This is a genomic window from Sulfoacidibacillus ferrooxidans (genome assembly GCF_022606465.1).
Lineage (GTDB): Bacteria > Bacillota > Bacilli > Alicyclobacillales > SLC66 > Sulfoacidibacillus > Sulfoacidibacillus ferrooxidans.
This window is the reverse complement of sequence record NZ_JALBUF010000009.1, coordinates 19,861-33,845: the sequence shown is the minus strand read 5'-3', so window position 1 is coordinate 33,845 and position 13,985 is coordinate 19,861. Positions and strand designations below refer to the sequence as shown.

14 protein-coding genes are annotated in these 13,985 nt (G+C 45.2%); 13 read left to right on the top strand and 1 reads right to left on the bottom strand.

Annotated elements, in window-relative coordinates; all coding sequences use genetic code 11:
* The first annotated feature begins 60 nt into the window (after positions 1–60).
* The 8 genes from fmt to spoVM all read left to right on the top strand — a co-directional run bounded on the left by fmt (position 61) and on the right by spoVM (position 8,096).
* On the top strand, positions 61–984 hold the full coding sequence (gene fmt, locus MM817_RS12245) for a methionyl-tRNA formyltransferase (protein ID WP_241715658.1): 924 nt from the start codon (positions 61–63) through the stop codon (positions 982–984).
* On the top strand, positions 981–2,366 hold the full coding sequence (gene rsmB / locus MM817_RS12240; RefSeq protein ID WP_241715585.1) for a 16S rRNA (cytosine(967)-C(5))-methyltransferase RsmB: 1,386 nt from the start codon (positions 981–983) through the stop codon (positions 2,364–2,366). The genes fmt and rsmB overlap by 4 nt, the downstream gene beginning before the upstream one ends.
* A 30-nt stretch (positions 2,367–2,396) precedes the next feature.
* A complete protein-coding gene (rlmN, locus tag MM817_RS12235) occupies positions 2,397–3,446 on the top strand; it encodes a dual-specificity RNA methyltransferase RlmN (RefSeq protein ID WP_419723391.1) in 1,050 nt (349 codons plus the stop codon).
* Positions 3,447–3,458: 12 nt separating this feature from the next.
* A complete protein-coding gene (locus MM817_RS12230; RefSeq protein ID WP_241715583.1) occupies positions 3,459–4,208 on the top strand; it encodes a Stp1/IreP family PP2C-type Ser/Thr phosphatase in 750 nt (249 codons plus the stop codon).
* The gene (gene pknB / locus MM817_RS12225; protein ID WP_241715581.1) at positions 4,205–6,232 is read left to right on the top strand and encodes a Stk1 family PASTA domain-containing Ser/Thr kinase; all 2,028 of its coding nucleotides are present in this window, start codon (positions 4,205–4,207) and stop codon (positions 6,230–6,232) included. Before MM817_RS12230 ends, pknB begins: the two co-directional genes overlap by 4 nt.
* 107 nt (positions 6,233–6,339) lie before the next feature.
* Positions 6,340–7,218 carry a ribosome small subunit-dependent GTPase A gene (rsgA, locus tag MM817_RS12220; protein ID WP_241715579.1) on the top strand — a complete coding sequence of 293 codons (879 nt, stop codon included), beginning with the start codon at positions 6,340–6,342 and terminating at the stop codon, positions 7,216–7,218.
* Positions 7,218–7,871, top strand: a complete 654-nt coding sequence (gene rpe / locus MM817_RS12215) for a ribulose-phosphate 3-epimerase (RefSeq protein ID WP_241715577.1) — start codon at positions 7,218–7,220, stop codon at positions 7,869–7,871. Before rsgA ends, rpe begins: the two co-directional genes overlap by 1 nt.
* A gap of 144 nt (positions 7,872–8,015) precedes the next feature.
* A complete protein-coding gene (spoVM, locus tag MM817_RS12210) occupies positions 8,016–8,096 on the top strand; it encodes a stage V sporulation protein SpoVM (RefSeq protein ID WP_241715654.1) in 81 nt (26 codons plus the stop codon).
* An 83-nt stretch (positions 8,097–8,179) separates the two neighbouring features.
* On the opposite strand, the gene rpmB is transcribed toward spoVM, so the two are convergent.
* A complete protein-coding gene (gene rpmB / locus MM817_RS12205) occupies positions 8,180–8,371 on the bottom strand; it encodes a 50S ribosomal protein L28 (protein ID WP_241715575.1) in 192 nt (63 codons plus the stop codon).
* A 133-nt stretch (positions 8,372–8,504) separates the two neighbouring features.
* Between rpmB and MM817_RS12200 the strand changes: the two genes are divergently transcribed.
* The 5 genes from MM817_RS12200 to asd all read left to right on the top strand — a co-directional run bounded on the left by MM817_RS12200 (position 8,505) and on the right by asd (position 13,984).
* Positions 8,505–8,870: an Asp23/Gls24 family envelope stress response protein gene (locus MM817_RS12200; RefSeq protein ID WP_241715573.1), complete on the top strand. Its 366-nt coding sequence runs from the start codon at positions 8,505–8,507 to the stop codon at positions 8,868–8,870.
* 14 nt (positions 8,871–8,884) lie between these two features.
* Positions 8,885–10,555, top strand: a complete 1,671-nt coding sequence (locus MM817_RS12195) for a DAK2 domain-containing protein (protein WP_241715571.1) — start codon at positions 8,885–8,887, stop codon at positions 10,553–10,555.
* Between the two features lie 34 nt (positions 10,556–10,589).
* The gene (gene recG, locus MM817_RS12190; RefSeq protein ID WP_241715569.1) at positions 10,590–12,632 is read left to right on the top strand and encodes an ATP-dependent DNA helicase RecG; all 2,043 of its coding nucleotides are present in this window, start codon (positions 10,590–10,592) and stop codon (positions 12,630–12,632) included.
* Between the two features lie 74 nt (positions 12,633–12,706).
* The gene (locus MM817_RS12185) at positions 12,707–12,922 is read left to right on the top strand and encodes an alpha/beta-type small acid-soluble spore protein (RefSeq protein WP_336605176.1); all 216 of its coding nucleotides are present in this window, start codon (positions 12,707–12,709) and stop codon (positions 12,920–12,922) included.
* A gap of 168 nt (positions 12,923–13,090) precedes the next feature.
* The gene (gene asd / locus MM817_RS12180) at positions 13,091–13,984 is read left to right on the top strand and encodes an archaetidylserine decarboxylase (protein ID WP_241715567.1); all 894 of its coding nucleotides are present in this window, start codon (positions 13,091–13,093) and stop codon (positions 13,982–13,984) included.
* The last annotated feature ends 1 nt before the right edge of the window (position 13,985 follow it).

The window sequence follows — 13,985 nt, the reverse complement described above, 5'->3', positions numbered from 1 at the left end:
ATTCTCTTGTGAAACGAAGGGGGTTTTTGCGTGCAAAATGAAAAGCCAAGAATTCTTTTTATGGGAACTCCGCAATTTGCTGTGTCCGCATTAGAGTTGTTAATTGAACATCACTATCCAGTGGTTTGTGTGGTTACGCAACCAGATCGGGCGGTTGGCAGGAAACGTATTTTAACACCTCCACCTGTGAAAGAGGTCGCTTTGCGTCACGGGTTAGAAGTATTTCAACCTGAACGTATTAGGCGCACTGAGGCGCTTGAAAAGATCGCACAATATCACCCGGATTTGATTGTGACGGCCGCCTATGGTCAAATCCTTCCTGTTCAGTTATTAGCGTTAGCACCTGTTGGGGCACTGAATGTACATGCCTCTCTATTACCGAAATATCGCGGGGCGGCTCCTATTCAGTGGGCGATTATGCGCGGCGAAAAGCAAACGGGTGTGACAATTATGACGATGGTAAAGGAACTGGACGCAGGTCCTATATGGGATTCCGTTTCAGTCGATATCGGTGCGGACACAACGTATGGTGAATTGCAAGATATGCTTGCACAAGAAGGTGCTAAATTGCTCATTGAGGTATTGCCTAAGATTGTGCGCAAAGATTTGCAAGCAAAGGAACAAAATGCACAAGAAGCCACTTTTGCACCACCAATCAAAAGAGTAGACGAGCAACTGGATTTCACACAGTTATCTCAGCAGGTATATAATCACGTGCGGGCATTATCACCGGTTCCTGGGGCGTATACACACTTAGGGGATCAATTATGTAAAGTGTGGTCTGCTAAGCCTCTACACGATTGGCATGGTGTTGCAGAACCTGGCATGATCGTCGAGTTGTCAAAGGAAGGTCCTGTGATTGCCTGTGGACGTGGTGCCATCATCGCAACAAAAGTTCAATTAGAAGGAAAAAAAATACAGTCAGGTGATGAATTTGTGCGAGGGCTGCATCATGTGGACGATTTGCGGTGTACCAAACAATGAAGACGAAGGTTTCTGCGGCGCGCTTGATGGCGTATGATGTATTATGGGCAGTAATCAAACATAAGGCGTATGCGCATGTCGCTTTACATGAGGTATTGGAACAGTATCGTCCAAGACCAGAAGATGCTGCGCTTGCGAGTGAGATTGTTCACGGAGTATTGACATGGGAGCGTTTGCTGGATCATTACATTAGTGAGCACAGTAGCGTACCTCATCAATCGCTTGATATGAAAGTACTTGTAATTTTGCGTATGAGTTTGTATCAGTTGCGGTTTTTTTCGCGCGTTCCATCGTACGCTATTGTATCGGATGCAGTTGAACTTACAAAAGATGTCGCAGTTCGGGCGCAGGGATTTGTTAATGGAGTGTTGCGCGCAGCCACACGATCAACAAACTGGGTCATGCCACTGACAAAGGATGAGTGTCCTTTATGTGATAAAGGACAGTGGGGATTGCGTTTATCTTTTCCACAATGGATGGTAGATCAGTTGATCGATCACTTTGGTGAACAGGAAGCTTGCCAACTCATGTGTGCTTTGAATGAAAAGGTGCCACGGACTGTGCGAGTGAATTCTGCACACTATACGCGTGAAGAGGTACTTAGCGCCTTAGAACAAGAGGATGTTCGTGCAGAACCATCACCTATCTCACCTTATGGAATAAGGTTGCCTGCAAAAGTGAGTCCTATAGCAAAACTCGCTTATCGAAATGGCATGTATTCTCTACAAGGGGAAAGCTCCATGTTAGTTGCACCGCTCTTTGGAGATCTCACAGGTAAACGCGTTCTCGATGCTTGTGCAGCTCCAGGTGGTAAAGCCTTGCATATGGCGGAACTCGCCAAGGATCAAGCGATGATTGTGGCAGTAGATGTACATGAGCATCGCGCAAAAATGATAGATCAACAGGCAAAAAGGTTGGACTTGTCATCTGTGCAAACGATCACTCAAGATGCGCGTTCAATTGAAGGGCAATTTGACGCTGTTTTACTCGATGCACCCTGCTCTGGGTTAGGTACCATTGCTCGAAAACCAGATATTAAATGGCGAGTAACGTCACAAGATATCGATAATTTGACTAAAATACAAGCTGAACTCTTGGATGCAATGTCATTGCGGGTGCAAACAGATGGTTTATTGATATATACTACATGTACATTGTCAGCATGCGAAAATGAATGGCAAATTCGTCATTTTCTTTCGCGCCACCGCGAGTTTGAGCTTGAAGAATTGAATCTGCCCCTGGAACTAAGAGCTAATGATCAAGTAAATAACAATGATCGTAGCTTGGAGCCAGGCATGGCTTATATCTTCCCGCAACAGGTAGGCTCTGACGGATTCTTCTTTGCAAAATTACGACGGAAACATGTTGAGATCAACGAATGAAAAAGTAGGATATTCGGTATTGGAGGAGGGGTGAATTTGACAGTATCCTTATATGGTATGACATTTGCTGAGTTGGAAAGTTGGTTAGTGGATCAAGGTGAACCCAAGTATCGTGCAGCACAAATTTATAAATGGCTGTATCAAAAAAGAGTAACAAGTGTAGAACAGATGACTGATCTGTCGAAGAGTCTGCGTGAACGTTTAAAAAATCAGACACAACTCATGACACTAAAAGAGATTACACGCCAAGTGGCTAAAGATGGAACGGTTAAATTTTTATTTGCTTTAGCTGATGGATCGACGATTGAGACTGTGATCATGCGCCATGATTATGGAAACAGCGTGTGTGTGTCGACACAGGTCGGATGTAAAATGGGTTGCAAATTTTGCGCATCGACATTAGGTGGATTGATTCGCCATTTAGATGCAAGTGAAATTGTTGAGCAACTCGTTATTTGTCAACGCCTTTTAGATGATTCTGCACAGCGCGTATCGAGTGTAGTACTGATGGGGTCGGGTGAGCCATTAGACAATTATGATGCATCACTCAAATTTGTGGATATTATTACGGAACCGGAAGGCTTGCGGATCGGGCAACGCCATGTCACAGTCTCTACTGTGGGGCTGGTACCGGCTATCTATCGCTTAGCAGATGAGATGCGTGGAATTACACTTGCCGTATCACTTCATGCAGGGGATGACGAAACGCGTAGTAAAATGATGCCTGTCAATAAAGCGTATGACATCGATGCACTTCTCACGGCGTGCTCGTACTATTATGAAAAAACAGGGCGCAGATTAACCTTCGAATACGCTTTGATTCGTGATCACAACGATCACTTGGGGGATGCGCGAAAATTAGCGAAACTACTTCAAGTGTTGCCTTGCCATGTCAATTTGATTCCCGTCAATTATGTGCCTGAACGAAACTTAACGAGAACATCCAAAAATCAAATTCAGGCATTTGTTCAAGAATTGCAGCATTTAGGCATTAACGCAACGGTTCGACGAGAAATGGGTAGCGATATCGCAGCTGCATGTGGTCAGTTGCGCGCTGAGCATTCTTCGCAAAGCGTTTAGGGAGTGAGGGGCATGCAATGTGCGGCTGTGTCCCATGTGGGACTCGTGCGTAAAGTCAATCAGGATGGTTATTTAGTTCGTGAAGAACCAGGTAAAGAATATCTTGTTTGTGTAGCTGATGGTATGGGCGGCCATGTAGCAGGTGAGGTTGCGAGTGCGATGGCTTTACAAACGATTGAACAAGAAGTGCAAAATAAAACAGAGATCGATCCGCTCAATCGTTTAGTGGGAGCTGTTTTAAGTGCCAATAAACAAGTTTATGAGCAGTCCACGCATACTGAGATTTATGCGGGGATGGGTACGACCATTGTTGCGGCATTGCTCCAAAAAGATGTGCTTTGGATTGCACACGTGGGTGATAGTAGGGCTTATATGGTAAGAAAGAATCAGGAGTTTGCACTACTTACAGAAGACCACTCACTTGTCAATGAACTTTTGCGGCGTGGACAGATTAAACCAGAAGAAGCGATACGCCATCCGCAGCGCCATATGTTGACACGCGCGCTTGGTACATTACCAGATGTTGTGGTTGAGTCAAGAGAAATCGCTTGGCAAGAAGGTGATATTCTTGTTATTTGCTCAGATGGTCTAACGACACATGTTTCTGATGAACGAATGCAGACCATTCTTTCAGGGTCGGGAGAATTACAGAGTAAAGTGGATCAGTTAATTAAAGAGGCGTTGGATCAAGGTGGACATGACAATGTGACTGTGGTTGCCGTACAAAATGATGGGCGTCTGGAACAGGAGGTTGACGAATGACTGAACGCACTCTAGGCGGTCGCTATCAAATATTGGAGCGAATTGGCGGGGGCGGGATGGCGATTGTCTACCGTGGCATGGATGTATTGTTGCGGCGCCCAGTAGCCATAAAGACATTGCGCTCAGAATATGCACTAGATATGGATTTCGTTCGCCGTTTTAAACGGGAGGCACAGGCTGCAGCAAGCTTATCGCACCCAAGCGTCGTCAATATTTACGATGTTGGGCAGGATGAGGAAATTCACTATATTGTGATGGAATATGTAGATGGCAAAACGCTAAAGCAAGTGATCGAGGAACGTGCGCCATTACCAGTAGATGAGGCAGTAGAAATCGCGCGCCAAATCTGTGAAGCGCTTGCACATGCACATGAACATCATATTATTCATAGAGACGTGAAACCGCATAATATTTTAATTAGCAAAGCAGGGCGTGTGAAGGTTACTGATTTTGGCATTGCCCGTGCGATGTCTACCAATACGATTACACATAATAGTTCGACTGTCCTGGGTTCTGTTCATTATTTTTCACCTGAACAGGCGCGCGGTGCACTTGCCGATGCTAAATCAGATGTATACTCTCTAGGTATAGTACTATATGAGATGTTGACAGGGAAACTACCGTTCTCGGGTGAAACACCAATTAGTGTAGCCTTAAAACACTTACAGGAATCATTTATTGAACCACGGATATTGGCTCCGCGCATCCCTCAGAGTGTTGAAAATATTGTTTTGCGCGCTCTTATGAAAGATCCGCGTGAACGGTATCAGTCAGTTCGGGCTATGGCTGACGATTTAGAGAGAGCCTTATTGTTACCAGATGTACCGAAATTCATATCTACTGCACAAAGCTTTGATGATAGTCCATCTATACAAATTCCTATTATTGCAAGCGATGCATTTGTTCCTCATAACACCTCAGACGAAGCTGTAGAACAATTGGAAGAACCACCGCGGTCTCTTAAACGCAAGATCTTGACGACGCTTGCGTGGATTTTTGGATTTGGGGCACTCGTTGTTCTTGCGGCTGTTGCAGCCATTTATATTGTAGTCACTTATTTGCGCGTACCGACAGTACAAATGCCAAATGTTGTAGGTATGCCCTATATGCAAGCTCGGTCAGAACTTATTACTCATGGTTTTGATGCAGGGAAAATTCATGAGGTTCTCGATTCGAAGTCGACTTCAAAAGTGGCACAAGGGGATGTGGAGTCGCAAAGCCCTGCAACTGGGATGGTGCAAGCGACGCAAGATATTACGTTAACCGTAAAATCTGGTTCTGCACAGATGACGATGCCACCTTTAGTCGGGTATTCTGAGAGTGAAGCGGAACAGCGTTTGAATGATATGGGCGTACCGAGTGGCAATATCTCTATCCAGTCGGTTCCAAGCTCAAGTGTCCCATCTAATCAAGTTATTTCTACTACACCTGCATCCGGTGCAAGTATAGCAACTAATAGCTCACAGCAGATTACGCTTGTCGTTAGTTCGGGTACACAATCAGCAGCAGTGCCAAATGTCCAAGGACAATCGGTAAGCAATGCTTCATCTATGCTAAAGTCAGACGGATTTGCTGTTGGTCAAGTAACCAACACGCCTTCTTCAACAGTTCCCTCAGGTCAGGTCATTAGCCAATCACCGCTACCTGGACAGCAAGCCGTGGCAGGATCTGCCGTAAACTTAACGGTAAGTAGTGGGGAGCCAGCAGGTTCAACACTTGTAACAGCTAATGTGAATGTTTCACTACCACCAGGGACTGCTCTTCCGGCGACTGTAAAAATAGTTGTCACAGATGTGCTTGGTACACGCACAGCAGTAGATACATCGCAATCGACTGCACAAGCAAGTTATGCCGTGCAGGTGACAACAACGCCATCTCATCCGGCGCAAATTGATGTGTATGAAAATGGCCAACTGATTGGAAATGATGAGGTCAATGGCAATCAAGTGACAGCAAACGGTGGTGCGGGGCCTGCGCAAAATAACCCTGCGCCACCTAACCCAGGAAAAGGTAAAAATAATTAGCGTGGTGGATGTATACCTTCCTTAGTGCGTGTAGACGTGCCAAGAAAGGTATACATCCGCTTACACACTGGATCTGCTGTATGGGTACTGTCGATAGGGGGGTAAATGTGACTGGACGAATCGTAAAAGCCATTTCGGGATTTTATTATGTGCGCTTAGAGGATGGTCGCGTTCTTCAATGCAAGGCGCGGGGTGTGTTTAAAAAACGCGACATCAATCCATTGGTGGGCGATCTAGTAGACATAGATGCACAGGGGACGCAAGAAGGTACGATTACTGAAGTGCATCCTCGCCATTCAGCACTGGTGCGACCGCCGGTTGCAAATGTAGATCAAGCGCTACTTGTCGTATCGCTTGTCCAACCCCCACTATCGCTGTATCAACTTGATAAAATGCTGGCGATGCTCGCTTTGTCAAATATTGAAGTGGGGATCGGGTTTACCAAGGTCGACCTTCCTTTTGCGCAACAAGTGCTTGATGAAGTAAAGCCTGTTTATACGCAATTGAATTATGAAGTGCTAGAATTAAATGTGCGCAGCGGTGTAGGGTTGCAATCTCTAGAGCGCTTTTTAAAGGGTAAGATCACTGTATTGACAGGACAATCTGGAGTTGGGAAATCCACTATGTTAAAAACATTAGTACCTGAGTCAGGTGCTTTAACAGGTCATGTGGGACATCGTTCCAAACGCGGTCGGCAAACGACGACACACGTCGAATTGTATCCCTATACAGATGGATATGTTGCGGATACACCAGGGTTTTCTCAATATGACTTTGATAAACTTGAGCCTACACACTTAGGGTCGCTATTTAGGGAGATTGCACAATATAGCGCAGATTGTGAGTACCGTGGGTGTCTTCATATCACGGATTCTGGGTGTGCGGTGCTCGCTGCAGTGGAATCTAATCAGATTGTCAAGTCACGCTATCATAGTTATGTGCAACTAGTAAAAGAATTGCAGGAAGCTAAAGCGAGGAGATATTAATGTTTGTACAAGTGGCACCATCTATATTATCTGCTAATTTTGCAGCGCTTGGACGTGCAGTGGAAGAATTGACTACGGCTGGGGCAGATATTATCCACGTAGACGTGATGGATGGGAGATTCGTACCTAATTTAACGATAGGCCCGCCAGTGATAGCTGCTATTCGCGAGCACACAAATCTGCCTCTTGACGTACATTTAATGATAGAAGAACCTTCGCGATACATTTCTGATTATCGCAAGGCAGGTGCAGATATGATCACCGTTCATATGGAAGCGTGTACTCACTTACATAGGACGATTACGATGATTCGCGATTCTGGAGCAGAAGCCGGTGTTGCGCTTAACCCTGCTACTTCTGAAGAAACGCTGAAGTATATTTACGAAGAGATTGACTTAGTATTGGTAATGAGTGTGAATCCTGGCTTTGGTGGTCAAAGTTTTATCTCCTCTAGTGTGCGTAAGGTAGCCAACATTCGCAAATTATTAAATGATTCTGGGTATCGTAGCGTACGCATTGAGGTAGATGGCGGGGTTACTGCATCGAATGCACCCAATCTTGTAACAGCTGGGGCGGGGATTCTTGTTGCGGGTTCATCTATTTTTTCTGCGCCTACATTGAACGAAGGAATTCGAAGTTTAAGGATAAAGTAGGCACATATCTGCAGTAGCATTCATATATTGAAGTGATGGATCTGGACATGAAAACTAGGTTGTGGGTGTTGGTTGCTCGCCTTGTTGATGCGTCTGTTGTGTACGTGATCGTGATCGCAGACAGGATGTAGGAGGGGTGTATGGATGCGGTTTTATACGATTAAATTGCCAAGGTTTCTTGGAGGCATTGTCAAGGCACTGCTCGGGGCGCGAGGGCGCAATTGAATCATTTATCATTTTTCCCACGCTCTTTACGCAAAAAAGCACCCTAAGCGGTGCTTTTTTCGGGCTATACACCTATATCGATGCTAGACCGCACGAGCAACTCTTCCACTCTTTAAGCAACGTGTGCAAACGCGTACGCGCTTGACCGTTCCGTTAACGTTGGCTCTAACAGATTGTAAATTCGGGAGCCAGCGCCGTTTTGTAAGGACGTGGGAGTGACTGACTGCGTTACCCACTTGAGGTCCTTTACCACAGATATCACAACGTTTTGCCATGCTGTGCACCCCCTTTTATAGATATTCAACCTGCACATCATAGCATAAGGAATAATGGGACGCAACCGCCTTTTCTTCCCTGGAGTGGTGTAGTACACTTATAAAAACTCAATGTATTGTGAGGTGGGATTTTATGCCGACAGTGACTGTGAATGAGATGGGTAAAATCGTGATTGCTGATGAAGTGATTGCAACGGCAACAGGAATTGCTGCACTTGATTGCTATGGATTAGCTGACATGGCACCGCGTAAAGTGATGCGGGATAGTCTTTCTGGATTTTTAGGGCGTGAGAATCCGGCACGTGGCGTAGATATTACATCACTTCCCGATCGCTTAGAAGTTGAGTTATCCATTGTAGTGAGTTACGGCACGCGTATCCCAGAAGTCGCAGAAAATCTTCGTGAAAAGATAAGATATACATTGCAAGATACATTTGGAATCCAGGCAGATAAGATTAACATTCACGTTCAGGGTGTAAAAGTGCCAGGAGAACGGTAGGGGGGCACGAACGAGTGCAGCAACAGGGAAGGCTCGATGCGGCAGGGTTTCTTGCTATGTTACAGAGCGGACAGCAGGAATTAGGCAAACATAAAGAAGATGTGAATGCGCTCAATGTTTTTCCGGTACCAGATGGTGACACTGGCACCAATATGTACTTGTCCTATACATCTGGGATTGATCAAGTGCTGAGTTTACCCGAGGGGACAGCACTAGAGCAAGTAGTATCTGCTTTTTCAGCAGGTCTTTTGATGGGGGCACGGGGTAATTCAGGCGTTATTTTATCGCAATTATTTCGCGGCTTCCAGCTCGCCTTTGGGAAAGCTACAGAGGTTGATGCACCATTATTCGCTGCGGCTTTACAAAATGGTGTACGAATCGCCTATAAAGCGGTATCACGTCCAGTAGAGGGAACGATTTTAACAGTTGCTAGGGAGGCTGCGCTTGCAGCTGAAAGTGCTGTGAAAAAACAAGATGTCACGATCGAAGCGGTTATGTTAGCAACGCTTAAGCGAGCAGAGCAGGTATTAGATAAAACACCGGATATGTTGCCTATCTTGCGCCAAGCAGGTGTGGTTGATTCTGGTGGACAAGGGCTTGTGTATATATACCGAGGATTTTTATCTGTACTAAGTGGGTCATTGACGCCACTTGTAGAGCGTTCTTCAAACAAGGATGATACACACAGTACTGCTACATCTACTGCATCCCTTGCATTTGCTTCGTCTGAAGTTCACGGTGAAGGAGAATACGGGTATTGTACTGAGTTTATTATTCGTCTTGATTCAGACAAAATATCTGAGGTTGCTGAACGACAAGTGAGTGATGTCATGGAAACACATGGTGATTCACTATTAGTTGTGCAAGCAGATGATTTGATTAAAGTGCACGTGCATACTCTGCATCCAGGTGCTGCGCTAGAATCTGCGCAACATTTTGGTGCCCTGATACGCATTAAAATAGACAATATGACAGAGCAAAATCAAGCATTAATGGAAAAGCCTAAAGTGGAAACAAAAACCTTAAAAAAGGTTTGTGGTTTAGTTGCAGTTGCAGCTGGAGAAGGTTTTTCGGAGATCTTTCGTGGCCTTTCTACAGATGTAGTGGTACACGGTGGGCAAACGATGAACCCGTCAACTGAAGACCTCTTAGCTGCGGCCAATAACGTCGCTGCGGATTACGTTATCTTGTTGCCTAATAACCGCAATATTATTATGGCGGCGCAACAGGCTGCGGCTGTTAGCAATGGTCGCATTCATGTTGTAGAGACGCATTCCATTGGACAAGGTTTAGCAGCTGCTCTTGTATACCAGGAGAACCATACCGTGTCAGAAAACGAAAAGGCGATGAAAGAGGCTATTTCGCATATTATGTCAGGCTCGATCACAACGGCTGTTCGTGACACTATGGTAGGAGATCATGCTATTGTAGAAGGCGATTACATTGGCATATCCGAAGGTGAAATCACATTTGTACATTCAGTTCGCGCTGATGTTCTGGTATCCATGCTTGAATATTTCTGTGGGCGTAAAGCCGAAATCTGCACCGTATTTTATCAGGAGTCAGGGTTAGTATCAGAAGTAGAAGAGGCTTTTGAGTCACTTTCAAAACGATATCCAGAAGTGGAATTTGAGCTTCAATATGGCGGGCAACCCCTGTATAGTTATCTAATTGCTGCAGAGTGAGATCCCTTGCGACATTTGGGGGAGGGTAGAGTTTTTGGATCTATTTACAGTTGACGTAACGAACATTCCGGGAATTGGGCCAGCACGAGCAAAACGGTTAGCTCGCCTGCAGATCACAAGTGTGGGTGATGTTTTATTTTACTTCCCAGCACGTTATGAACGTGTACATAGGGAGTCTGATCCACTACAAGACGGGGTACAGGCGGTCGTAGAGGCAGTCGTATCTGGAAGTGCTTCTGTGAAACTTCAAGGTAAGCGCTCAACGATGTCTGTTCCCATGAAGATAGGCAATAGTAACGTAAAAGCGCTTTTTTTTAATCAACTATATCTTCGTCACCAGCTTATTGTAGGTAGAAAGCTGCGATTATACGGAAAGTTTCATGAATCTACACAAAGTTTCATGGTCAATCGATACGAAGTGATCAAGCCAGGAAATCGAATTCCAGAGTTTATTCCTATATATAAATTGACAAAGGATCTGACTCATTCGGCTTTTCGTGGGATGATTCAGGATGCGATGAGAGTGTATGCGGATCATGTTGAGGATAGTTTGCCTATGAATATACGAGAGCGGTTTAAACTTCGTTCACTTAGAGAGGCTATGATTTGTGCACATGAACCCAAATCAGAAGAAGATATTCGGCAAGCTCATCGACGGCTAGTGTTCGGTGAATTTTTACATTTTCAGTTGCAGGTGCTCGGTTTTAGACGTATGCGAAGTCAGACACAGCAAGTAACATTGGATGAACAAGATTTGAAAGAAAAAGCCTATTCTTTTATTGAACAGTTGCCTTTTGCCTTAACTAAAGGACAACAACACGCGATTCAAACGATGATCCCTGAGATAGCCAGTTCAAGTCCTATGCATCGCTTACTGCAAGGAGACGTAGGTTCGGGTAAAACTGCTGTTGCCTTTGCCGCAATTGCCGCTGTTGCAGGGCTTGGATGGCAGAGCGCCTACATGGTTCCAACAACGATTCTAGCTATGCAACAATTTGAAGTTGCCACGTCATGGTTAGTGCCACTTGGCTTGCGCGTAGCGTTGCTCATAGGGGGACAAGATGTTTCGCTAAGGCAAAGCATTCTTGCTGATTTAGAAGCGGGAAAACTGGATCTTGTCATTGGCACACACGTATTGGCACAAGAGCAGGTGCATTTTAAAAACCTGAGACTTATCGTTACAGATGAACAACATCGTTTTGGAGTGACTACACGGAAACTACTGCGCGCGCAAGGCATATATCCCGATGTATTGCAGATGACCGCAACACCTATCCCTAGAACACTTGCCCTCACACTATTTGGCGATATTGCTGTAACGTCTATTCGGGAGTTGCCGCCTGGACGTCAACCTGTTGAAACAAAACTATACTCACGGGCACAGGATGCGGCCGTGATTACACTTGTGCGCACTGAGCTTGCTAAAGGACGGCAGGCTTTCATGGTGACTCCTCGCATTGATCCAACGGAGGAGTCAGATATGACGAGCGCAAAAGAATTATATGACATTCTAGGCGAGGAATTGGCCGGTTACACGGTGGGTTTAATTCATGGTGGAATGCCCGAACGAGAGCGTACCTTAGTTATGCAGAAGTTTGTGCACGGGGATATCGCAGCTCTTGTTGCAACGACGATGATTGAAGTCGGGGTTAGTGTTCCAAATGCGACGATGATGGTCATTTATGATGCCGATCGATTTGGCCTTGCCACATTACACCAACTGCGTGGACGTGTAGGACGAGGCGCATATCCTGGTCAATGCATTCTTTTAGCTAACAAAGGTAGTGATGCTGCACAAGAACGATTACAAGCCATGCTACACACGCAAGATGGGTTTATATTGGCTCAACAAGACCTCACGTTGCGAGGCCCTGGTGAACTTTTAGGCGATCGCCAAAGTGGGATGTCTGTTTTTCGACTAGGTGACATTGTGAGGGATATGAAGATTATGGAGGTGGCGCGTCAAGTTGCATCTGAATTAGTGCATGATGAGGAGTTTTGGTTGCTGCCTAACTATCGCTCTTTACGTAAGTATGCATATGTGGGTAACACGAAAGATTTATATGTAGATTCGTAATCCGGTTAATGGCCACACCGTTGCATGATTGAAAAGGGATTGGGCAAACTACTTTTCAATAGGGGGTGATAAGTGTGGCTACAGGTCAACATTCGAACACTCATCTGGTAAAAGGTATTAGCAAGGCAATGGATCAATTCAAGTATGAAGTAGCTCAAGAACTCGGAATTACGCCTCCGTCAGACGGTTATTGGGGCATGATGACTACGCGGGACACTGGTACAATTGGTGGACATATGACGCGTAAACTTGTCGCGATGGCGGAGCAGCAGTTGTCTGGTCGGCAATGATTGTACGATAAATCATTTTAAGATAAAAAGAAACCATGTCCATCGCAGGACATGGTTTCTTTTTATCCAAGTTGATGATCATAGGAAAGAACAGATCAAAAGAATCGGACATTCTCTATATGGTACAATAGTAAAGTTACGCGATGATGATGGGGAGCGTTTTATAGAATGAACCGATGGGACCCATGGCGACTAGGGTTATTAGTTTTGCCTAAAAGGCTGCTCACTGCTTTGGCGGGACGGGTATGTCGCAGTTCATTGAGCCGACCACTTATACCAGCATTTATTTGGATGTATCACATTGATTATAAGGAAGCAGAAAAGCCATACCAAAGCTATCGCTCGCTCACGGAGTTTTTTTCTCGTCGCGTGAAACGAGCAACAGATCGTTGCGACAAAGAGACGGTGGAATCATTTATTGTGTCACCAGCAGATGGACACATTGCTGAGGTTGGACACATTGAATCAGATCGAGCCATACAGGCAAAAGGTGTCTATTATTCTGTATCAGCTTTGCTCGCTGAGAACGCCATGCAATTTAATTTAGGAACGTATATCACTATTTATTTAAGTCCGGCTGATTATCATAGGATTCATGTGCCTGTGAATGCAAGCGCACGACGTATCGTGCATATTCCCGGAACACTATTTCCTGTGAATCGCTTAGGGGTTAAACATATTACGTCTCTTTTTACACGCAATGAAAGAATGATTACTTGGTTTCACAAAAATGCACAGTCTATTGCAATGGTGAAAGTTGGGTCAACAATTGTGGGCAGTGTGCAATTGGATCGGGAGTTTGGTGTTAATGCGTCGTTGTATCAGAGAAGTATAGGGAATCCTGTGGTTGTTTGGAATGGAGACCGCATGATGCATCAAGGTGATGAGTGTGCGTGGTTTGAGTTTGGCAGTACAGTGATTTTATTGTTTCCTCCGCAAGCTGCGATTATTTCTGTTCAGAAGGGGGATCGCGTAAAAGCACTACAAATTATTGGTACATGGATTTCACCTCAATGTGCAGATGAAGAAGATAGGAAGACAGCAGGAGATGGGCTAACGTAAG